We start from the raw sequence: 22,338 nt of genomic DNA on the forward strand, positions 1-22,338 counted from the left end.
TTATAATCAGCGAAGAATTCAAAAAGGCTTGGATTTTAAGACACCAAATCAAATGGCAGAAGACTTTTATCGGTTAGCTGCCTAGAATCTCCCAAGTGAAAGTCTCCTGCTAATTCAGCACACATCACTGTTGATAAATTTTCTAAACAAAAAGGATCAAACTAATCTATAAGCTTTGTGGGTTAGAAAAAAAATAACTCACTTTGCATTGATCATATTTAAATTCTTGTTTTATCCATAGCACTAACCTATTAATTTTAAAAAATAATAGGTACTGGCTAAATAGCAAATCGATACATATCTTTTTCATAGAGGAAATATGATTTTAGTAAGTTCTTGTCTGGCTGGCTTAAAGGTACGTTATAACGGGACGCATAGCTTAAACGAAAAAATCGAAAAATTAGTCAAAGATGGAAAAGCTACTATGGTATGTCCAGAGATTCTTGGCGGTTTATCAACACCACGCGAACCTGCCGAGATTTCGGGAGGTAATGGCGATGATGTCTTAGATGGAAAAGCCTGTGTAATTGAAAAATCAGGAAAGGATGTGACTTCAATCTATATTGAAGGGGCATATAGAACTTTAAAAAAAGTTCAATTATTAAAAGCTACTCTGGTAGTGCTTAAAGAAAATAGCCCTTCATGTGGTAGTTCAATGATTTACGATGGTCAATTTAATGGGAATAAGATCTATGGCAATGGAGTTACCTCCGCTTTGCTTAAACGTCATAATATAAAAGTCATTTCAGAAGAAACTTTTTGGCAACTTTTACCCTAGTTCCTCCGCTTTTATTTAAAATCTTCATGCAACTCCAACCACGCCCCCCTTTGCAATATCAAGTCTCTTCGGTATTTAGAGATATAGTGAGGTAATAATCTAAGAAGCATATCCATTACTTCCACATCAGTTAAAAAGTAGTGGTTCAATTTTATGCTGTAATTCTTTAACAATTTTAGCAAGCTGATCATGTAAAACTAACCAACATTGCTCATGACCTTGCCCAATATATTCATCTATTATGAGTTGCAAAATGTCTTGATCTATCTGACTTAAGAATTCTAAAAACCATGTCGCAGCAACATCCTTGGCAACTATTGTTTTATGATCTAATGTATAAGCTATACGGCATAGCGCTAAAATTTGATTACATTCATCCTGATCGTCTTTCCAATGAGCAATAATTTGTGGATAAGTTTTTTGCATGGCAAATATTAATTGTTCATAGCTAATTGGATTTAACCAATCGCAAATATCAGGTCCAAAGATAGTAATGTTATGTAATTGGGCAGTTTTAAGTAAAATACTAATATCTGGATCAGATTGACTATAAAGTAATTCACCTTTGAGTAATTCTTCTCTCAACCACTCGCCATATTGTAGCTGATATGTATATGGATGATTTTTATTGGTAATACTCCCTTTTTCTAATATCGTAATTTCTAAGGCACGCGCTGTAGCATGACCAATCGGAACAGATATATTTAGAAAATTCTGCGCTAATTGTTTTCTTTCCTGATCGGTAATTTCACGTTCAATAATAACTAAAATATCAAGATCACTTTTATGTTTTAAACCACCATCAACATACGAACCATATAAATAAATAGCATAAAGCTTATCTTTAAAATTTTTTTGTAAAAGCTGTTTTACACTTTCAACTTGGCGACACTCTTCATCATTTAAGCTTTGCATATGATTTTTAATTTAAAAAAATAAGTAATGAATTCATAGAGCATTATACAGAATAAGTGTAAATAATTTAATCAATTAGTAAATAACATACTATTTTTACAATATATTTACTTTCAATATAGAGTTTAATACATAAAACTCTATCAATCAAAAAAAGCTTGAAACAACATCTGAATAGTAAGAGTCATTTCCTCCTCTGTTTGTAATGATATTTTATAAAATTCAATATTAGATCTGCAGAGAAAAACTTATCAAACTAAGTATTGGCTAGTCTTTTTCTTCGAAAAACTTATCAAACGAAGTATTAAGTTAATCTTTTTCTTCAACTTCTTCCTTAAACTCAAACAAATCATTCATCGTACAGTTAAAGTACTTACACAACTTATCGGCGACTGGTAATTCAATACGTACAGCACGGTCATAATACATACTTGTGAGCGTGTTGCGATTGATACCTGTTGCATGCACCACTTCACTTAATTTTAAAATTTTTCTATCGCCCATGAGGCTAGATAACTTACAAGTAATCATATTTAAATTAATTTACAAAAAATAACTTGCTGTGGGTTATTTGAAGTTGTTGACTGAGTAATACTTTGCTAAAATTAACCTACAGCAGGTTATTACAACTTATAGAAAGTATATTTTATCCATTTCAACTAAATTATAACTTTTTAAATATAAGGATTGAACCTGCATTAGATTATTTTGTGGAGATGACCGCCGTGTTACCAAATGAGTTATTGATCAGCCAGCAAGCTCGTGACTTAGGAAATCAATTAATTAAAGAAATGAACATCAATAGAAGTTATGGAATGGCTAATTTTCTTGGAGTAAATACTTGCTATGATAATCATCAGGCTGTACTTATTTGGACATTTCAACTGCTTGAAAGGGAACCTGCCTTAAATGAATTAGCAGAAATTAAAAAATATTTTCTTTTAATCTTTCCAGATAGTGTTTATCAATTAGCCTAAGTTGTTTTTAAAATTAATTTATTAAATAAAAAGCACTAAATCAAAGAAAGCTTTATTTAAAAATACCTATTAATTCAAAAACATACCATTTACTGAATATATGAAGCATAGGTTCCTGCTCTATCACTCACTCGTACTAAAATTACATCGCTCTTTTTACTGATACTAAACAATTTATGTCCACGCCACGTTCTGCGGCTTCGAGGGCTAGTTTTTGTTGAACCACTGAGAACAAGGACAACAAACTGCCTACTATATTTTCCCGGAGAGTGGTGTAGGAACTTTTTCATTATTGCTAATCATATCAGCGACAACATCAGCAACGAGCTCCTCTATTCCTGAGAATGCTTTAGACTGATCCGCATCAAGCCAAGACAATGATGGAAACTCAGCACATCATTCGTTTAAGACCTATTTTAATGACGGCACTGGTCGCAAGTTTAGGTTTTATTCCAATGGCGTTAAACACTGGAATTGGTGCAGAAGTACAACGACCACTAGCAACAGTTGTTATCGGCGGTATTGTATCTTCTACAATTTTAACTTTGTTTGTATTGCCTATTTTATATCAATGGGCGCATGGCTCTGAGAGTAGCAAACAGCAATCCGACGAAATTTAAAATCAAAAAAAGCAGCTTAATTACTAGGTTATGCCTAATTAAGCTGCTTTTAATATTGTATGCCCAACATTTTATTGATAAAGCTTACTGCGCTTCATCCCGACAATTTTCATTTAAAAACTCAAACTCTATCGTTGTATGCGATAAATGATAGGAAGATAATTTAGCTGCAACTTCTTGTTTAAGCCTAATTAATTCTTTAACGTCAAAGTTGTCACTCAGCTCAAGGTGCGCTGTTAAAACGTGACTTTCACCATCTAGTGACCAAAAGTGCATGTGGTGGATACCATTAACTTCAGGAAATTCCATTAGTGATAGTTTAATACGCTTTTGAGTCTCTTTATCGGGTGCAGCTTGAAGAAATAAAACGAGTGTTGATTTCAGGTTTTTGAAAACATTAAACAAGATGAACAGCGTGAACCCTATTGATAAAAGGGGATCTAATATCGGCAGTTCAGCGAACAACAGTACGATAGAGACTATAAGAACGGCAACCCATCCAAGTACATCTTCAAGAAGGTGCCATGTCAGCACTTTCTCATTTAATGTTTCACCCGCTTTTAATTTTAATACAGCATATCCGTTAACGGCAACGCCGAGTATCGCTAGCCCTAACATCCCCTCGACTACAGGCATTTCAGGATTGGACAGCTTTGGAATTGCTTCAAATAAAATCCAAATTGAGCCAATGATTAAAACAATACTGTTTATCAATGCGCCAAAGAGAGTAAGTCTACGATAACCATAACTAAACTTATCTGATGCTTCTTTATCTGAAAAACGACTTAAAATCCACGCAAAACCTATTGAAAGACTATCACCAAGATCGTGAACTGCATCTGCCATTATCGCCGTACTGTTAGTGAGCCAACCACCTATAAATTCGATAATAGTGAATGTCACATTAAGGAAAAATGCCCAACCAATACGGTCATCTTTACCATGTTGATGACTATGATTATGGTTGTGCATTTTGTACCTCTAGTACTTTTCTATTTCTTAGTTTTGATACATTCATATTAATCAAGTGACGTATCAAGCGTTGATATATCCAGCGTTTGAACCCCGACAAGTTAGTCCCTTTTTCGAGATAGAACTCATCAGGGGAATCATAAAGCCCAAAGTCATCATGAATACCTTCTTTTTGAATATAGGTATTTTCTCCACGCCAATCTGTATCTGGTGATGAAAAGCACTTTGTTGCAACACCATAACCACAAAAATCATCTTTTACTTGGTCAAATTTCTCCTGTAGAGAGCTTAAGTATTGCTCATCCAATATAAAGCCCTCTAAGTTTATCCAACGCCCTTCAAAGTAAACTTCTACCCAACTATGAATGATGTATTTAGGTGCTAACCAAAATACATAGCTTGGGATAGCACCTTTTTGTAGTTGCTGGTCTATGGTAAACCCATGAAATCGGCATTGAATGCCTAGTCCACGCAATAGTGCCATTAACAGATTACCCTTAGTATTACATTGTCCATAACCATCTGCTAGCACATCGCTTGCTGCAATATCATCGCTTTCATTATAACCAAAGAAAATCTCATCTTTTACAAACTGATAAGCGGCACCAATTTTGTTGAAGTTATCCAAGTTTTTCCACCTACGTTGATCGATCAAGGATTGGATATCTTTGTGTTCAAAATTAACGATATTCGTATTGTTTAAATATTTCTCAGTCATTTTTTATATATCCTTTTCGTTGCATACTTATACTATAGACTCTATAGTAACTATAGAGTCAAATGTCTGGGGGAAATTGATGAAAATAGGCGAATTGTCAAAAAAATCGGGCTGTTCAATACAAACGATTAGATATTATGAAAGAGAAGGATTACTGTTAAATCCAAATCGTTCAGAAGGTAATTTCAGGCTGTATGATAGCAAAGCACTTAAACAATTGGAATTCGTAAAGCATTGTCGCAGCCTAGATATATCACTCAATGATATTAAACGTCTTATCGAATTAAAAAATAAGCCAGAAGAAAGCTGCTCTAGCGTTAATGCATTAATTGATCAGCAACTTGCACTAGTGAATAAACGCATGAAAGAATTAAGGGCGCTTAAAGCTGAATTACAACAAATGGCTAGTGCTTGTGGTTCGAACAACCCAACATACTCATTATATTCTGCTGACCATGTAACACGGCAAGTATATTGTTTACTATCCATTTGAAACCCCATAATGTTTTAAGTCTATGTATAAAAGTACGATTTTCACTTAGCAGTACTTAAATAATCACCCCACCACTGCATCATTTCAGTCCGCTGGGCTAAATAGTCAGCGTGATTATAGCTGGCACGGGTACGGTTCTTATCAATATGTGAAAGTTGTGCCTCAATCCAGTTATCCTGGAACAAACCTGAGTCATTCAAAATGGTACTAAAAGTGGAACGTAGTCCATGAGAGGATAATTGATGTTTTCCATAGCCCATCTTACGTATAGCCATATTTAATGTATTAAAATGAATCGGTTGATTATGTTTCCGTGGGCTAGCAAAAATGTACTTTTCACCGTATGACCATTGCATGACGTCTTTTAAAATATCTAAAGCCTGATCTGAAAGTGGAACTAAGAAGTCGGGAATCTCATGGCCTAATATGACTTTTCGTCGAAACTGTTTAATATGCAAGGCAGGTATTTTCCAGACTTTTTCATTTAAATCAAAATGATGAGGCTCAGCCAATAACAATTCAGCCCCTCGCACGCCAGTATGTAATTTGAACAGCAGTGCTTTTTTAATAATCGGATGGGCATCCAATTTTTGTAATTTATACTTAAAATCAGATATATCCTCCGCTTTCAAATACGGATAATTTTTCTTGATTTTACTGTTAATGGCGATTTTATTTAAACCATGCGCGATGTTGAATTCACAATAACCCATCGCTACAGCGTAGTCATAAATTTGGTTCAAATAACTACAAGCTTTCTTGACAGGTTCTTTTACTTGGCGTCCCTCTATTTTTTTGATTACTGAAACCAGGTCATAACGCTTGATGTTTTGAAAAGGTAGATCCTGAAGGTCTGGATAAATATCTTGCTGTAAGCATCTTTCTGCTAACTGTAGTACACCACAGCGGGGTAGATCGTTGAAGGCATTTTTCAGTTTGAACTGTAACCACTCCTCCCCGACCTTACCAAAGGTGATGACATTAGAGGCAGTATCTTGTTCAAAACAGAAATCATTGTCTTTAAAGTCATCTCTGACTTGTCGTGCCTTTTTCAGCGATAAATCAGGATAACGACCTAACTGAATGCGTCGACGTTTTTTAGTTTGTGGATCTGTATAGCGATAGCACCAAGATTTTCTTCCACTCGGCTCAATCTTCAGGCTAAGCCCATCTTCATCGGATAAAAAACTGGTTTTTTCCTTACAATGAGCTTGGCGAACTTTAATTTCAGTAAGACTCATGGAATTTAAATGAAACCTAACAATGGGTTGATTGGATCAATTATATCAAAATAGAACGCTTTATGTATGATGCGTACACTACGCATCATATATATTTGTAATATATTGTTTTATATATTTAATATTTTAAGTATTTGTATTTTAGTAACCATTATAAGTACCACCTCTTCTTTAAGTTCCCAACAACTCACTTTTTCTGTCATCAATGTTAAATAAGTCTTGTGCTTTAAATTCTTAGATGACCTCCTCTACCCTTTATTATCATTTTTATAAAAGTAACTATATGTACTCATTAAAATTTGTAGAGCTCAAAAACAAAAAAGACCGCTATATAGCAGTCTTTTAACTTAATTAAATAATAATTAATTCATTTTCATCATAAGTGCATAAGCATCACGTTTGTTTTGACGCAATGATTCTATCTCGGACTTCGTCAGCTGTTTTACGAGAGTAATTAACTATAACTAAAAATATAGACAAATATTTGCATAAGTTCTCATTTTGTCTATGTCGATTCAGTAGTGGCAAGGTGGGTATTTATTAGAGATTTAAATGATTATCTTTTGTATTTTAGGTGAGTGTCTTGGTATATTAGCATCCATATCTATTGATTATCCAATCCCTTAACCTAGGCATGACTTTGTGAAATTAACACGCATCCACCATTGTAAAAACTTGAATGTGCAAAAGTACAAACAGCTTGAGAAACAAGCTGTTTTACTTGATCGTATTCGTAGCGAGGTGTGGGCTAAATATGGTGCTATTTCAGGTTTGAATATCAGTGACAGAGCTATTCGTGATGCGTGGATGAAAGAAAGTCGTGACTTTGGTGTTTCTGCAAATGCGTGGAAAGAAACGCTACGTGATTGCATAGGTGATATTAAAGCCTATCGAGAAGCATCAAAAGACAAAGTAAAGCAGGCGATCCGAAAACGCACCTCCTGTAATAATGAACAAAAAAGACTATACACCTTGCTTAAAAAAGATGAATGGATGACTGATAATTTCCTCCATCGTCAAATGCGTAATCACTTTAAGCATGGTGTTAATCACACACATAATCAAATTATTGTTCGTGCGGATATGTGTAAAACTTTTGAGTTAAATGGTCAATGTTGGCTTAAAGTGCCGAGTCTAGTCCCTCGACAAACCATTAAAATTCCACTAAACACCACTGTTGATTTTGCGCCACAAGGCACACTTAGAATCATTCTAAAAAACGGTAATGTTGAAGTTCACTCAACTTATGATGCAGTTGAAACACAGGATTGTGGTCAGGAAACCGTAGGTGTTGATAAAGGTTATTCAGAAGCCTTTGTGGATTCTGATGGTGAAGTATATGGCAATGGTTTAGGTAAATTGATCTCAAGTGAATCAGACTACCTAAATCAAAAGTACAAACGTAGAAATAAGCTCAGAGCGATTTCTAAAGCCAAACCGCACAAGAAACAGAAAATTGAGTTAAATAATCTAGGTCGAAAAAAACTAGATAAGCGACAAGATACTCAAAAAGCAAAGCTCAAAACATTAATATTTACAGCAACTCACAAGTTGGTTGATAAAGCCAAAGTGATTGTTGCGGAAGATTTAACATCCCCAATTCAAAGTAAACGCAACTATGGCAAAAACACCAATAGACGCTTAAATACATGGGCTAAAGGTTTGTTAGCTAATGCCCTAACTTCTATATCTCACCGTAGAGGTTCTACGGTGCATCTAGTCAATTCTGCATATACTTCGCAAAGTGATTCTTTCTTGCATGGCCTTTTAATAGGTACACGTAAGGGAGATCGTTTTCACCGTTTCAATGGGGAAGTTGTGCAAGCTGATTGGAATGCTGCGAGAAACGTGCTTGCAAGATTAAACGACAATGAGATAAGTCGTTATACGCCTTACAAAACTGTAAAGCGTATATTGCAAGAACGGACTGACCGCTACAAGTCGGAACTGACCGACTCAGGCTCTAGTTACACGCTTGGCAACAAGACATTAACAGAGTGCGAATTAGTCCTTGAGTATGTTTGAATACATTTTAAGGAACAGTAGGATAAAAACATGCACTTATTTAAATTAACTGACGAACAACTCGCACAAATTCTTATCCCGAAACGATTTGTACCACCTACTCCACCTGAACATGAAGGCAAGAATATGGTCTATGTATTTGATAGTGAGGATAAGTTTGAACTGACTTATGATGAGCTGGTGGAAATCATTAGCAAAGCTAGAATGGCTGGTCCGAAGTTGATACCTGTCTTAGGCACCGTGAATTAAATTGTGCAGTGTTCGCACGCCACTTGAAACATAACTTGATTGGAAATGAATTTGGGCTGAGAAAAATTCAGTTCAAATTTAACCTGACGGGCACACTAAAAAATGGGTAATTGTCAGATCGAGTTTGGACTACAACACTTTAGCTCATCGATTTACCATACCGCTAATCTTCACACCATTTTCGTAAATCCAGCGATCAAACTGTGATACTACATTCCGCTTATTAATCCAAGTCAGCATGGTGCTTTTCATAAAGGCAGTTTACTTATAAACAGGGAAATTTCTAAACAATTCCCCTTTAACATGCTTAGGCTATTTGATCCAGAGTTCATCTTTTTGCATCATTTTTAACATTAAATTAAATATAACCAGCGGAGTAACATTTTTTTTGTTAGAGCCGACAACTCTTTGAAAACTAAATTTAACGGTTCGCTCAGGAGCATCCAAATTAACTGGGTAGTTTTGTTTTTCTAAATACAGATGATCTCCTAACATTGGCTCTATACCAGTAATAAAATTAACAATTTGTTGCTCATCACCTTTCATTCGGCATTGAAAATGTAGAAAATTCTTACGCAGTTTTCCAAATAATAATAATATTTTAAGCGCCTTAACCATGTTCTTTTCTTTCAGTGCATCTTGCTGCCTATCATCTTTATAATGAAAATCAAGGAGAGGAATTATTTCATCTGGACGAGTCAGTTTTTTAGCCTTTTCGTAAAGTTCATCAAACCAACTCTCTTCTAAATTCTTACTATAAACATAATTCGTTTTTAAATTAAATTTTTGGCGATCCATCCATTTAGTGCTCATCCATTGACATCGTTGCATCCATTCTTGAGCTTGGGTATCTTCGCTTAATCGACCTTCTCTAAAACTTATCAAACGTTGAAAAGGTGTCAGAGTACTCTTCTCTATACTAAACTTCTTTTCTTGTCGGCCAGCCATCGTAACTGGCTGTGTTTGCTGATAAGAATTAAACCATTTCTGCTGCTGAGTATAACGATTTAGGTTTATGTAGTCTGTACTTGACTTCACTGGACTAAAACACTGTTCTAATACTTTTTTTGAAATGATACACGGCGAATTATAAATTCGATCGACTGCTAATAAATCCAAAACATGAAGGTAATTTGAAGCCGTTTGCTCAATACTGCTATGCCCCATCCAAGAGGCGAGCACCTGCCATTTATGTTGAATAATCTCTTCTTGAGCACGTGCTTTCATACCAAACAATAAATCCCTCATCTTTTTTGCTTTTACCCAAGGACAATCTGTGTAGGTCTTGATCATTTCTTTTGAACCGAGCAAAGTTATTGCTAGATAGTTAGCAGCACTGTGGCGTAATGTATGAAAACTAAAGCCATGATGCATACCTAATATTTGACTAAACAAATCTACTGTAATTTTGCTGATACATTGATCAGTTAATACACGATGATTCACACTAAAAAGTAGATCATCCTGCTGATTAACCAAATATTGCTCATAACGATGTTGTATGTAACGTTGTACTACTAAAAACTCATGTTCTGACAATGCAATTTTCAATGGTATTTGACGATTCGCACTTCGCGTTTTCAGACGGCGATATGAATTGTCTTGGATATGAAGCGTGATATTATTAAAAACTGTATTTTCTTTTTCTTTATAAAGTAGCTCTGGGCAAATAATATCTTGTATTTTAAGACAACGAACTTCATTTAATCGAAGTCCAGTTCTATAACTTAGTAAATACATCAGCTTTAAACAACTCAGATGATCGACCCACTCTGATGCCGTTGGCTCTTGACTTAAATTTTCTAGTTTTTCCAATAATTTGCCAAATAGCAAAGGACTCACTAGCCGTGCATTGCAAATTTGTAAATGCTTAAAACTTGAATTCTGTAACACCAATACCCCTGGAGCATCATAATTCTCTATACAGAATTGATGAAAATCTTTTAGGCGACCAAAACGGTATTCTGCGCTTTGGTGCATCTTACGAGAGGTTTTTCCTTTCACCGAATCTCGTTGAACTGCTTTTTCATCACGTTCACTGCTGTATTTCAATAGCTGCCGATATAAATCCTCATAGTCATCTATGGATTGTTGCTTTAAATCTAATTTATTGAGCCAAATCTCAAATATAAATTCTTTGCCAAACGATCCTAAGTAGCTTTCAATAGTTGATAATTGAAGCCCTCGTTTTTTTAAATGCATTAACCAGTGAATTAAGCGTAGTTGAGCATCAATTAAAGACTTTTCCTCCGTATTAGCATCAACTATCTTCTCCTCTAACACCCTTCTAGTTTCTTGCCAAAAACGTAGCGTGCGTTCTTCTTTATTCCTCTTTTTATCTAAACGCTCAACTTTTTGACCTTTACGTTTCTTTTGACCAAACAACATCAACTCATACGGAATCGTTTGTAATTTGCTTTGAACAGTCGGAACTTCAGGAAGTAACTGCTCTTGTTCAAAATGAATAGGGCGATTATCTGGTTCTGTGACTTGATTGTAATCATTATTCCACAGCAATCTAAATTCGGATGGCCTTAAAGCAACAGTATTAATCTCTTGCTGAAGCACATTACTCAAAAATATATCTATGCTGAGCTTTGGATTAAATTCGAGTACCATTTGCACATCATTAAATGCACGAAATCCACGGCGTTTAATTTGATATTGCAGATCCCCAAGACTTTTTTTCCTGCCTATCTTACTCAAGCTTTCTAAAATACAATCTTCAACTGAATGTTGCAGACAAAATTCTTTCTGAGCAGCTTTCAACTTTTTTAAATATTGCAAAATGAACTGCGCATATGGGTTAAAAAAAACATGTTTCCATTGGTACAACTTTCCCTGTTCTACATCGTTGCCATATTGAGAGTTTTCAACACGATAATGTAGTAACAATGGATTAGTGATTTTTTTGTAGTCCGAATGGTATAACCGAAAACAATTCAGATCTGTACCAAGCTCAATGGCCTCCTGCAATTGCTTCTGAATAGCAATCAAATGCTGTTCATCTGCACAGCCTGAAATATATATAAAACTTAAGCATAAATTTCCCCATAAGTACTTTGGTTCATTCCAATATTCAAATGAATCTTGCCAATACTGCCTTAATTCCTTAAGTACATGGATATGTAGATGCCCCTGTTCTAACCGTGACTCTGTACTCTCAATTTTTCTAGGCAGTACGATCCGTTTAGTATGTGGATTTAGCTTAATTCTGTATGATTTTTTATCTACATTCTGGTTGAATTGCTTCCTTCTTTTATTAAATTCATCTTCAGTAAATTGCATCAGTTTTGATTGTTCGTCTCGGCTCAACTTTTGACTCAAACAATCAACACTATCTTTAATGTCATGCCATTTTTCAGCGATCTGCTGATCAAGTTTTTGCTGCATTTCTTTCGTCAATACTTCAGGTGGAGAAGGCTGTCTATCTAGCGACTTTTTCACCATTTTATGAATATCAACAAATAGATCATCTAGTTGTGGTTTTATTAGTTCTTTGATTTTTTGCATACAACTATTTTCGCTCTAAGTGTTTAATCGATAAAGATTTGACATTATCTTGCAATTGCTGGCGGGCTTGCTGTACATAGACATTCGGGATAAGTGAAGAATGCGGATGAAAAGCCTCTCGGTCACGTTGGTCATGACCATACAGGGCCTGAATTAAGTGAAAAGCTAATGCTGGTTTACCCTCTTGCTGCTCATGCATCAAAAAGTTCATGTCAAAATGACGTAACCAATTCGAATACATATTCTTTGGAAAGACTCCTTGCATATATGAATTCACCCATTTTCTCGATAAAGGGATTAACTTAATTTTCCTGCTCTGCCATTCTTTGACAGTTATCGGCAAGATATCTTTACTAAAAATGACCTTACCAAAAAGATCATTTACAGTTATCTTCTTCTTTGCAAAGACTTGTCTAAAAAATGAACCGTACGCTTCAATAATTTGTTCTAAAAAGGCAGTGTAATTTTGCAGTGTTTTTATGAAAAAATCAGATAAAGGGATAAAACGACCATCTTTTCTTGCTTTACTATTTTTTTTATCATTCACATATAAAAGCTTGAGCTCAACACAATAATCATCCAAATTCCCCAACAGGTTTTTTTTAGGCCGACTTGCCAAACTCAACAAACTGATATGCCACATCCAACACGCATATGCATTAAGTTGATTAATAATGTGCTTATCTTCTTGGATGTTTTCGTGACAATGTCTATGTAAAATATGGAATTGCTCTTTCACAAAATTGGATTCAAGTGCCAGTTGGCTCCCTATCCTTCCTATAGATAATGCAGATTGCACTTTGAATTGTTGTTGCAATATTTTTAGTTCAGCCGTGTCTTCAGTAAAATGTGTGGAATGTGGTGTAAGTGCTTTTTCTAAAAAGGCTAGATATGTGCTACTGAGTTGAGTTTTCGGTAGCCCGCCATAATAGATACCAGGCATGTGATGCTGACTATCCCGCCCAGCAATTACATGAGCAAGATATTCATTATATGTTTCATAATATATATGAAAATATAATTGAGCCTGCAGTTTTTCTACAGTGATCGAACCTACAAACCGATTATCAAGCCAATTCTTAAGTTTCGTATTAATGTGTGTTGATGAAATTAGTGGATTCGATGCTTGTTCTATATAGTCAAACCAAGCAGAAGGTAAATGTAGTTGATGTGTCATCACTTCATTCCACCGCACATGATTTAAGCTCTTAATCTTCTGCTCTGTAATTTTAAGATTTAATTTGAGTAAATATTCGCGACGTCTACTTGAACCATTCTGGATCAAAATTCCATCTTGAATAAGCTCGTTAAAATCCATCAGTGCGACGGGTGATAATCCCGTCAAAAGTGACAATAAACATGCTGCAGCGATTGCAGCATCCCTCCAGTGCCCGGATAACTCGGTTCTCAACACATAAACAATTTGCTTCAGTATATCTGGCGCCAAATAATGTGGATTTGTAACAAAAGGAGCATGACGGCGCTGGCGATGCCGCATTAGATGCGTCGCATTATCGCTGAGTATATAATTTAAATTTTTAGACTTTTCATCTTCTGAATAAAACTCCATTTCAGGATCTAATAGATCAACTTCACCCTCTTCATCTTTGTGAAGAGCGGCATCATAAATACTAATCTTTGCGTTATGTCCAATATCTACTTGCTTACCCGTTTTAATTTCACGAAATTTTTTGAGTTCATTTTTCGTCGGCCATTGCAAAACTTTGCTTTTTTTTGACTTACGCTGACGATGAACTACACGACGATCATCTAGTCTTTTAAAAATTATTAATAGAGCCGATAAATACTCTATGACTTGTACTTGTTCGAAATCTTTAATATTAAAAAGTTGATTACGATCCTCTTTTTTCAAATTACGTTCGTACGTGACATAACAATTTAGCAGCTTACTACATTCATGAAATAATTCAGCATGATTAGAATCCAGCACATATCGTGAGACATAGCGTAATAGGTCACAAACATGTTTTTGCTTATTCTCAGCTTTATCAATTTTTGCAAATTCTTGATACTGCCGATATGTTAAAAAACTCGCTTGTAGAATCAAATAACGTTGCGATGACAGCTCTTGTGTATTACTAGAATCTGGACATGCAAAAAAACTCACAGCAGCTAAAAAAGAATACTTACCGATCTGTCTGGAGCCTGATATATAGCTATAAATTTGTTGTGCTAATTTGTATAGAGCGTAGACATCTTTATACAAATCATCTGATAGATCGACAAATTGTGTATTTACAATATCATCACGTAATAGACAATAATCTTGTTGATATTTTTCTGCTAAATCTAAGAATTGCTCTTGTGTTTCAATGTTTGGCATATTCATTTTCGCTTAATATTTTTATCACGTTGCATTGTTTAAATTCATTGTGATCAGAACGATTTGGTAAAAGTTGATCCTTTATTGAATTCTTTGTTAGCTTAAAAAATCTTGCAAAAAATTTAGCATCCAGTTCTTTCTGAGCTTTTCTTTCAAAGCACAAGTGTTGTTGTGATTTTTCGATAAAATCATCAAGATTATGTATCAACTGTAAGATTGCAACATAATTAGAATGCACACGTAAGCCTGGCTCCGTTTGCATTAATAGCAATATTTTTTGCCAAATTTTCACATAGATTATTTTGAACTTTGCTTGTACTACTACTTTCTGGCTCTGTTTAATCTTTTTGATTTTCAGTAGTTCTGAGTTAATTTTTACTATCTTAAATTGAACATTTTGTCGCTCAAAGCAAAAGGGCATGATAAATTGCCCCATAAATATCTCTATATTTTTTACTAAATAGTCAAATTTTAACATTTTTATCGATATAAAAAATGAGCATATCTTTGTATATTAAAATTCATTTAATTTATCAACTAAATTTTCTCAAAATTACAATTATCAACAAATACATATGGTTTACTTATCATGGGTGGTCTAAATTTTAAGAATTCTTCCACTTTTTTTTAGTTTTCTGTTATTACATGAAACAATACCGTTGTATTACATTTTAGAAATGCTGTGTATGCAGCATTGATCAAAAAGATTCTCTGCTATACTTACTTCACGTGTAGCATCAATGGAGTTTCGAAATGCTCAGAACCACTGAACAGAAAAGAAAATATATTCAAGCGACACGTTCGCAAAACTATCAAGCCAGCCTAAAGCTTGAAGGCATTACAACGACAGCTCAAACAACTCAACAAAGTAAAGCTGAAATCTTGCAAAAATATAAGAAGTATTCGCAACCCGAATCTTAGTCAGGTGCATGTATGGATAAATATGGGGAAATGGGTGACAGCCTGTATTGTTACCCTGGCACAAATATCCTAAAGAACAAACTCAATATTCGTGATGAACAAATTTTAGAACAAGCTGAACTAGAACTGTCTGGATTGGCAAGTAACTTAATTGAATATGCTGAACCACCTTACGACTTACAATACTTAAAATCAATTCATGCGCAGCTCTTTGGCGACTTATACGACTGGGCAGGAAAGTTAAGACAAATCGATATTTCCAAAGGTGACACCCGTTTTTGTAATTTTTCCCGTATTGAAATTGAAACCAATAAACTACTCAAACCGCTTCAAGAAAAAAAATACTTTCAAGGCTTAGCACCACAACAACTGATTCCTCAACTTGCCGACTTGTATTGTGAGCTTAATGTCATACACCCATTCCGTGAAGGTAATGGACGTACACAACGGATTTTCTTTGAGCATCTGATTGCTCATTGTGGTTATGGTATTGATTGGTCTCGCATTGACTCTCAACAACAATGGATTCAAGCCAATATTGAAGGTTTTTATGGTAATTTAAATCCATTAATTAAGATTTTTGAAATATGCTTTATTCAAAATACCTAAAATTTAAGTAGTCGAAGCCCACAATCCTTAATGAGCCATCATCTTTGCTTCAATCCACTGATTAATTTCCCAAATAAACCAACAATCACGATTCTTAGAAATCTTAATACTCTTCGGGTAATTTAGGATCGTAATATTCAGATTACTTATCCAGAATTGAATAGATCGTTAACTTAGATAGACTTTTAAGCAATGTAACTTGCCGCATGTTTATCAACATATGTCTCAAAAAAGTCTGCCCATACATAGATTTATGGTGTTTAGTGCTTAAATTTCAGATTAATCTTCGTCTGATGACCTGAATGGATGTTACAGATTACATGCAGGTGAATTACTCTGTGGCTGTATCATGGCTTTTGTGCAATCCAATCCATTTGATCCGAATGTTCTCTTTTGCAATAAAGCAGCCTCTTCTGCTTTTCCTGAACCAACGAACTATGTCATTGATTTGATTCAACCGACAACAGTGATGCTGAATCAAATCTCCAAAGAAGGGATTAAATGCAAGAAATGTGGTAAGAAAAAGATAGGGGATGGAAGTTATTATCCGTCTAATTGGAACCAGCCCATGAGTCGAGATCAGTTGAGTAAGAATCATTTTAAATGAATAAGAGAAGGATGGCTTACCTCACTTCTCCGAATAACAATGCTATGCTTTTCAACCAAGGTTATAAATTGGCAACTACATTTCATTCTTCTTCATGCTGGTCCTATAGCCTGTAGACAATTACTACATCATTTGCATTCAATGCTCAATACAGCCTGTCAGCAGAACCGCAGCGATACTTTTTTTCGTGCATACATGTAGTGTTTAAATCCATTCATTTTTCAATGATCCTCTGCCGTTTATCACATTTATGGTCGATCTTTAACCTTGTGAAAAATGCACATACCGATCCCTTCAAACTGTCAAATTTATGTATGCATGACATTTAAAGAAAATTATCTGATCAATTTTTTTAGGTAAAATTCATCAAGAAAAAAGTTATTATTATTCATAACATCACCAATAACCACATAAAAACAATAATTTAATAAATTATTCTTCCAATTTTTTTATATTTAGTGTTATTACCTCTAAATCCATGTTTACCACCTTCTATTACATAAGTAATTTAGAAGTATCCACGATATAAATTGCTTGCCCTCACACCTCTCCCCTCTCACGCCCAAAAAATTTATACTGAAAGGCAGATTAAGCCCGTTCGAGTTACATATAGCCGCATGCTATATTGAAAGCATTAAGAAAATATCCTCAATATTTATAGGATTTTTAAAGTATGAACTAATTTTCGAAGAACCCTTTCTAAGTAATGTGACCTATTAGGAAAAATGAAAATACTGAAATCTCCGTATCAACAATCAGTCAAAGTACATCCTGATGATTTTCTGTAACCGATACCCAAGGACTATACCTACCCTTCTGATGTGCTGTGCAACAAAGCCCTCCTTAGCCACACTATAGCTATAGATTAATTCCATTATTTTGTGATTTAATTAAATTATTCATTCTTAAGACCCAATTTAATGGATTTATATTTCACTAAACCAGAAGAAGTTGTGACTCTTTTAGGTGAGCGTTTACGTAAGCAACGACTCTTTCTGGAGATGTCTCAAGCTGAGGTAGCAGCACGCGCTGGTGTCGGCGTGAATACAGTTTCGAATCTTGAAGCGGGACGAAATGTATCTGTTGAAAATTTAGTCCGTATTGCAATGGTCTTGGGTCGATTAAACGAACTTCAGGAACTATTTAAACCTCAGCTTAACAGTGTGAATGACATTCTTCGCTATGAGAGTCAAAGTAAGCGCCACCGTATTAAGAGGAAGGGATAATGCTCAATAGACTTAATGTTTATTACAACGGTTGGGACGAATCATGGTTATGGGGAACGCTGATTAGTTCAACAGCCACGACAGGTAGACCCACCATTGCTTTTGAATATAGTCCAGAAGCAATACAGCAAGGTGTTGAGCTCTCTTCTTACTTGCTGCCTTTAAAAGGTCTACCATTCAGACAAGGTTTTCCTACTCATCAAATGGGACTCCCAGGTCCAGTCTATGACGCTTTACCAGATGGTTGGGGCATGATGTTGATGGATCGATATTTCAAAAAAATTGGCTTAAATTCAGCACGAATTGGACCTTTGGAGCGTCTGACCTATATTAGTAGTCACGCAATGGGTGCCCTCTCCTTTGAACCTTGTGTTGCTGACATGCAAACCTCAGAAAATATCCCTTTACAACAACTGGCCCAGGAAGTTCAAGAAGTACTCAAAGGTGAAGGTGGTGAATTTCTACAGCATTTATTGGTCATGGGTGGCTCCCCTCAAGGTGCCAGACCAAAAGCGTTGGTTTACCGAGATCCTGTCAATTTAGAGTTTTCGACTCAAGATTCTGATCAACATGAAGCCTGGCTGATTAAGTTTCCTGCTCAGCAAGAGCATCCTGAAGTCTGCGCCATTGAAGCCGTCTATGCAGAATGTTTGCGACTTTGTGCAATTGAGACTCCAGATACCCATTTCTTTAATTTGCCCAATGGTTTAACGGCTTTTGCTTCTAAACGATTCGATCGTCAAAATGGTATGCGGATTCCAATGCAGAGTTTGGCTGCATATACAGGAGCAGACTATAAAGTTCCAGGTAGCCTAGACTATCGCAATTTTCTCCGGGCAACCTTGATGTGTACGCAAGATGTACGAGAAAGATTGCATGCTTTTAAACGTGCTGTGTTTAATGTGCTTTTCAATAATCGGGATGACCATACTAAGAACTTTTCATTTCTCATGGAGAAAAATGGTCAATGGAAATTGGCTCCAGCCTATGATGTGACCTTCTGCGAGGGTCCAGGTGGTTATCATCAAATGGACATTATGGGAGAAGCGCTCAATATTTCCCGAAGTGACATACATAAACTCGGTACTTCAGAAGCTAATCTGACTACTCTAGAAGTCGATGAGATCATCTTGACCATGCGTGAAATTGCACTTCAATTTAGTCAAATTGCGCAGCGCCTGTATCCCCATCAAATTCGAGAATCTACCCTACAGATGATTCAATCACGGATTCAACAGAATATTGATTTTTTAACTGAAACCTAAGCGTAAATATAAACTAAGCGCCAACCATCAACTGCAAATAGACTTTGATATAGTTAGTCGCTACATAATCTGTAGAACCTGTGAATTAGCTCTCTTTATAATCACGAATATTAGATGGATCACCGCCAAGATATATTCTGCAAACGTGAAATCACTACATCCAGATCGAAAATCACTAAGAAAAAACTGTCACCAAAAAAAGGTCTGCACTATGGATAGATGCAGACCAAACTCTGGATAACTACCAGCACGAGAAATATGTCGCAATTTTGCATAGACATGAATTTGATAAAATCAGCCCAGAAAGCCAGAAATTCATAAAAACTATTTCATCAATCCCCTATAACTTAATCACGTTCATGGTCGATCTTAAATCTTGTGAAAAGTACTCATGCTGACCTAGCCAAACTGTAAAACTCATGTATTTATAGCCTTTAAATGAATCTTTCAATCGGTATATTTAAGGTAAAAACTAGTAATCAGAAGTTATTATCACCCCCATATAAAACAAGGATCAACTTAAAAACAATAACTTAGTAAATTATTCTTTCATTTTTTTTATATTTAGTGTTATTTTAATGTACTATTCATTGGATATCCCTCTACTTATAAGCCTGTGATCTTGCGAATCAGATGGTTCACTTTAACATTCTCTAAGCTGCCCGAGAATTGCTCTGCTCCCTGCCCTATGGCTTCCAAGAAAACATCAGCCCCGCCATGTGTTTCTTTATCTTTAAAACCTGTCTGAATCACGGCTTCTTGCTGGAAATCATCCGCAGCAGCTCCCGTACACCAACCAGTTTCACTCAAAGGATAAGTAAAACTATATTTCTCACCTTGTTTAGGTTGTGGACCCTGTACTGGATGACAGATATCACTGTCTTTCAAATTGATTACTAGGTCATCCATCCGATTTTGTGTCGGACGCTTTTTGCCCGTACCAAAACCAATAATCGGATAAGGTTGTCCATGAATATCTTTGGCAAAACCCGCACGATCATAGTTTTTAACCAAACCTAGTACACTGGTTTCCTGACCTTGTACATATTTTCCAGTACGCTTGGCATAGCCATTTAAAATTAGAGTGTGATCATGATCTGCAGTTATCACAATCAAGGTATTTTTTAATTCAGGGTCACTTTGTCGAAGTTTTTTAATGGTTGCATCCAAAGCCTCGTTTAGGGCAATTGTATCCTGTAATGCACGCTTAGCATTGGTGTCATGTAAAGCATGGTCTATACGTCCCCCTTCAACCATCAGGAAAAAACCATTTTTATTTTGGGTTAGAATGTCCAAAGCGGCCAACGTCATTTGCTTTAAGCTAGGTTCAGGCAAGTTTTTTTTGGTTCGATCTAAGTCATAATTTAAATGGCTAGTATTAAACAAACCCAATAATTTTTCATTCTTTCCTAACTTCATCTGGGAGAGTTGAGGTTGATCATAGACCACTCGATAGCCTGCTTGTTGCATTTCTGCGATCAAATTCCGTTGGTCTATCCGTTCTCCCCCTTGATCTTTCGGCAGAAATTGACGCTTACCCCCGCCTAGAATCACATCAACCCCATCTTTTAATTTGACGTTATAACGCTGATAGGTATCACCTTGCGAACTTGGTACTAATTGGGATGCTATGTCATTTTCAGCATCACGATGACAAATATGGGCATAAGTCGATGCTGGTGTAGCATGCGTAATGCGAGTTGTTGTGACTACCCCTGTACCCCAACCTCGTGCTTTGGCCAATTCAAGTAAAGTTTGAGTGTCTTGCTTATTCTGGTTCTGAGGATTGGTTCCACATTGATGATTTCCGGCCTGATTTGGTTCTACTGCAATTGTTCCAGTCTGCATGGATATCACTTCATTTTTCATTTTTACACCTGTCATATAGGCACCCATCGATGGTGCGCTATCTGTAACCTGTGCATCTTCTGAGAAAGTACGAACAAATGCTGACTCTGGCAGTTGATCTATCGGCAGTTGGCCATCTTCACCAACAGCATAAATTCGTGCAGCTGTCAGTGTCGTGATACCCATTCCATCTCCCAAGAAAAAAACCACACGGTGGGGCTGTTTTAGTGGTTGTACTGAAGCAGAAGATGATTGAACTAAAGCAGGACTTTGGCAGCCCGTCAAAATAACTGTGCCCAAACTACAGCATGCCAAACTTATTGATTTTTTATTAAATTTTTTCTTATGCCAAAGCATTGCATCGCCTCATCTTAGGATGGTCGAAAAATACGCTTTAAATATTCAATTTACATGACAAATTTATGAAAATATTATTATGACTAATTAGGGTCTGTTGACATTTACTGTGGCTTTGTTGCACAAAGATTTTAAAAGTAGAACTCCCCTAAGCTTCTCAAACTTAAGTGACAACTTGGGTGTGAGGTCTGCCTAAATCCGTAAATTTATTTAATACTGTCACACGAGCATGAATCTCATTCACTTGGCTCTGAAAGTTTCTCGCACTGAGTTTATATGCGGACCAATTCGTTGTACGGTAGATTTTAGTTGCTGGCTTCTTCATTCGGAAATTATATTGCTGAATCAGACCTTACAAACAGCTTTGTGCAACAAAGCCGTCTTTAAGTACTTTTTTTAAAGGAAAAATCATCGACTTAAATCTATATTTCCAACAGTGCCACTTTTATCGCTTTAGCACCTCAACTTATTTAAGTGGCGTAACTTACATAACTTATGCATCCCATTTAAGTGACCTCAGTTATAGTATTCCGTGTCAGGAATTTGTCCACTTATTCCAATGATGATGAGAACTGCAGCATTGACTTAGATCGCCAGTGCTCAGTACTGGCCATCATGTAGCTTTTATCGCTTTAGCGCCTTAACTTATTTAAGTGGCGT

The 22,338-nt window shown here is 35.8% G+C and carries 20 protein-coding genes and 3 pseudogenes; 11 read left to right on the forward strand and 12 right to left on the reverse strand.

What is annotated here, in order from left to right:
* The first annotated feature begins 319 nt into the window (after positions 1 to 319).
* The gene (locus FTV27_RS15920; RefSeq protein WP_077170035.1) at positions 320 to 778 is read left to right on the forward strand and encodes a DUF523 domain-containing protein; all 459 of its coding nucleotides are present in this window, start codon (positions 320 to 322) and stop codon (positions 776 to 778) included.
* A 126-nt stretch (positions 779 to 904) separates the two neighbouring features.
* On the opposite strand, the gene FTV27_RS15925 is transcribed toward FTV27_RS15920, so the two are convergent.
* On the reverse strand, positions 905 to 1,693 hold the full coding sequence (locus tag FTV27_RS15925) for an aminoglycoside adenylyltransferase domain-containing protein (protein WP_038350081.1): 789 nt from the start codon (positions 1,691 to 1,693) through the stop codon (positions 905 to 907).
* A 309-nt stretch (positions 1,694 to 2,002) separates the two neighbouring features.
* Complete coding sequence (locus FTV27_RS15930) at positions 2,003 to 2,224, reverse strand: helix-turn-helix transcriptional regulator (protein WP_004658364.1); 222 nt, start codon at positions 2,222 to 2,224, stop codon at positions 2,003 to 2,005.
* 194 nt (positions 2,225 to 2,418) lie between these two features.
* On the opposite strand from FTV27_RS15930, the gene FTV27_RS15935 reads away from it, so the two are divergent.
* A complete protein-coding gene (locus FTV27_RS15935) occupies positions 2,419 to 2,670 on the forward strand; it encodes a hypothetical protein (RefSeq protein ID WP_004658363.1) in 252 nt (83 codons plus the stop codon).
* A 252-nt stretch (positions 2,671 to 2,922) separates the two neighbouring features.
* On the opposite strand, the pseudogene FTV27_RS15940 reads toward FTV27_RS15935, so the two are convergent.
* A pseudogene (locus FTV27_RS15940) lies at positions 2,923 to 3,066 on the reverse strand (antitoxin HicB); the annotation flags it as partial.
* On the opposite strand from FTV27_RS15940, the pseudogene FTV27_RS15945 reads away from it, so the two are divergent.
* Positions 3,066 to 3,290 (forward strand): annotated as a pseudogene (locus FTV27_RS15945) (efflux RND transporter permease subunit); the annotation flags it as partial. The pseudogenes FTV27_RS15940 and FTV27_RS15945 sit on opposite strands and share 1 nt — an antisense overlap.
* Before the next feature lie 84 nt (positions 3,291 to 3,374).
* Here the strand turns inward: FTV27_RS15945 and FTV27_RS15950 are convergent.
* Together FTV27_RS15950 and FTV27_RS15955 are read right to left on the reverse strand one after the other, a co-directional pair.
* Positions 3,375 to 4,262 carry a cation diffusion facilitator family transporter gene (locus FTV27_RS15950; protein WP_127800877.1) on the reverse strand — a complete coding sequence of 296 codons (888 nt, stop codon included), beginning with the start codon at positions 4,260 to 4,262 and terminating at the stop codon, positions 3,375 to 3,377.
* Entirely contained in the window at positions 4,249 to 4,980 is a 732-nt protein-coding gene (locus FTV27_RS15955; RefSeq protein ID WP_005245162.1) for a transglutaminase family protein, read from the reverse strand. Before FTV27_RS15955 ends, FTV27_RS15950 begins: the two co-directional genes overlap by 14 nt.
* 79 nt (positions 4,981 to 5,059) lie before the next feature.
* On the opposite strand from FTV27_RS15955, the gene FTV27_RS15960 reads away from it, so the two are divergent.
* Positions 5,060 to 5,473 carry a Cd(II)/Pb(II)-responsive transcriptional regulator gene (locus FTV27_RS15960; protein WP_005245163.1) on the forward strand — a complete coding sequence of 138 codons (414 nt, stop codon included), beginning with the start codon at positions 5,060 to 5,062 and terminating at the stop codon, positions 5,471 to 5,473.
* 41 nt (positions 5,474 to 5,514) lie between these two features.
* Here FTV27_RS15960 and FTV27_RS15965 read toward each other — a convergent pair whose 3' ends face one another.
* Positions 5,515 to 6,714 carry an integrase arm-type DNA-binding domain-containing protein gene (locus FTV27_RS15965; protein WP_005245164.1) on the reverse strand — a complete coding sequence of 400 codons (1,200 nt, stop codon included), beginning with the start codon at positions 6,712 to 6,714 and terminating at the stop codon, positions 5,515 to 5,517.
* 642 nt (positions 6,715 to 7,356) lie between these two features.
* On the opposite strand from FTV27_RS15965, the gene FTV27_RS15970 reads away from it, so the two are divergent.
* Together FTV27_RS15970 and FTV27_RS15975 are read left to right on the forward strand one after the other, a co-directional pair.
* Positions 7,357 to 8,739: an IS200/IS605 family accessory protein TnpB-related protein gene (locus FTV27_RS15970; protein ID WP_180036109.1), complete on the forward strand. Its 1,383-nt coding sequence runs from the start codon at positions 7,357 to 7,359 to the stop codon at positions 8,737 to 8,739.
* Positions 8,740 to 8,769: 30 nt separating this feature from the next.
* Positions 8,770 to 8,988, forward strand: a complete 219-nt coding sequence (locus tag FTV27_RS15975) for a hypothetical protein (RefSeq protein ID WP_000550047.1) — start codon at positions 8,770 to 8,772, stop codon at positions 8,986 to 8,988.
* Positions 8,989 to 9,132: 144 nt separating this feature from the next.
* Here the strand turns inward: FTV27_RS15975 and FTV27_RS17410 are convergent, their stop codons facing one another.
* Genes FTV27_RS17410 through FTV27_RS15990 form a run of 4 tightly spaced genes read right to left on the reverse strand, consistent with a single transcriptional unit; the run spans position 9,133 to position 15,281 of the window.
* Positions 9,133 to 9,240, reverse strand: coding sequence for a hypothetical protein (locus FTV27_RS17410; protein WP_372551473.1), 108 nt, complete (start codon positions 9,238 to 9,240; stop codon positions 9,133 to 9,135).
* Between the two features lie 60 nt (positions 9,241 to 9,300).
* On the reverse strand, positions 9,301 to 12,501 hold the full coding sequence (locus tag FTV27_RS15980) for a site-specific integrase (RefSeq protein WP_180079276.1): 3,201 nt from the start codon (positions 12,499 to 12,501) through the stop codon (positions 9,301 to 9,303).
* 4 nt (positions 12,502 to 12,505) lie between these two features.
* Positions 12,506 to 14,845, reverse strand: coding sequence for a hypothetical protein (locus tag FTV27_RS15985; protein ID WP_180079277.1), 2,340 nt, complete (start codon positions 14,843 to 14,845; stop codon positions 12,506 to 12,508).
* Complete coding sequence (locus tag FTV27_RS15990; RefSeq protein WP_127800793.1) at positions 14,832 to 15,281, reverse strand: hypothetical protein; 450 nt, start codon at positions 15,279 to 15,281, stop codon at positions 14,832 to 14,834. The genes FTV27_RS15985 and FTV27_RS15990 overlap by 14 nt, the downstream gene beginning before the upstream one ends.
* 317 nt (positions 15,282 to 15,598) lie before the next feature.
* Here FTV27_RS15990 and FTV27_RS15995 point away from each other — a divergent pair, with 317 nt between their 5' ends.
* From FTV27_RS15995 to FTV27_RS16015, 5 genes are all read left to right on the forward strand, one after another.
* Positions 15,599 to 15,766, forward strand: a complete 168-nt coding sequence (locus FTV27_RS15995; protein ID WP_000946583.1) for a YhfG family protein — start codon at positions 15,599 to 15,601, stop codon at positions 15,764 to 15,766.
* 12 nt (positions 15,767 to 15,778) lie between these two features.
* Complete coding sequence (locus FTV27_RS16000; protein WP_179990952.1) at positions 15,779 to 16,375, forward strand: putative adenosine monophosphate-protein transferase Fic; 597 nt, start codon at positions 15,779 to 15,781, stop codon at positions 16,373 to 16,375.
* Between the two features lie 349 nt (positions 16,376 to 16,724).
* Positions 16,725 to 16,982, forward strand: a complete 258-nt coding sequence (locus tag FTV27_RS16005; RefSeq protein WP_004726728.1) for a hypothetical protein — start codon at positions 16,725 to 16,727, stop codon at positions 16,980 to 16,982.
* A 920-nt stretch (positions 16,983 to 17,902) separates the two neighbouring features.
* Positions 17,903 to 18,208: a helix-turn-helix domain-containing protein gene (locus FTV27_RS16010; protein WP_000366814.1), complete on the forward strand. Its 306-nt coding sequence runs from the start codon at positions 17,903 to 17,905 to the stop codon at positions 18,206 to 18,208.
* The gene (locus FTV27_RS16015; protein WP_000934716.1) at positions 18,208 to 19,473 is read left to right on the forward strand and encodes a type II toxin-antitoxin system HipA family toxin; all 1,266 of its coding nucleotides are present in this window, start codon (positions 18,208 to 18,210) and stop codon (positions 19,471 to 19,473) included. Before FTV27_RS16010 ends, FTV27_RS16015 begins: the two co-directional genes overlap by 1 nt.
* Positions 19,474 to 20,079: 606 nt before the next feature.
* Here the strand turns inward: FTV27_RS16015 and FTV27_RS16020 are convergent.
* Both FTV27_RS16020 and FTV27_RS16025 read right to left on the reverse strand, forming a co-directional pair.
* Positions 20,080 to 21,678 carry an alkaline phosphatase gene (locus tag FTV27_RS16020; RefSeq protein ID WP_180036111.1) on the reverse strand — a complete coding sequence of 533 codons (1,599 nt, stop codon included), beginning with the start codon at positions 21,676 to 21,678 and terminating at the stop codon, positions 20,080 to 20,082.
* Positions 21,679 to 21,841: 163 nt separating this feature from the next.
* Positions 21,842 to 21,952: pseudogene (locus tag FTV27_RS16025) on the reverse strand (IS5/IS1182 family transposase); the annotation flags it as partial.
* Positions 21,953 to 22,338: the final 386 nt, after the last annotated feature.

It is taken from the genome of Acinetobacter sp. YH12251, assembly GCF_013417465.1.
GTDB classification, from domain to species: domain Bacteria; phylum Pseudomonadota; class Gammaproteobacteria; order Pseudomonadales; family Moraxellaceae; genus Acinetobacter; species Acinetobacter amyesii.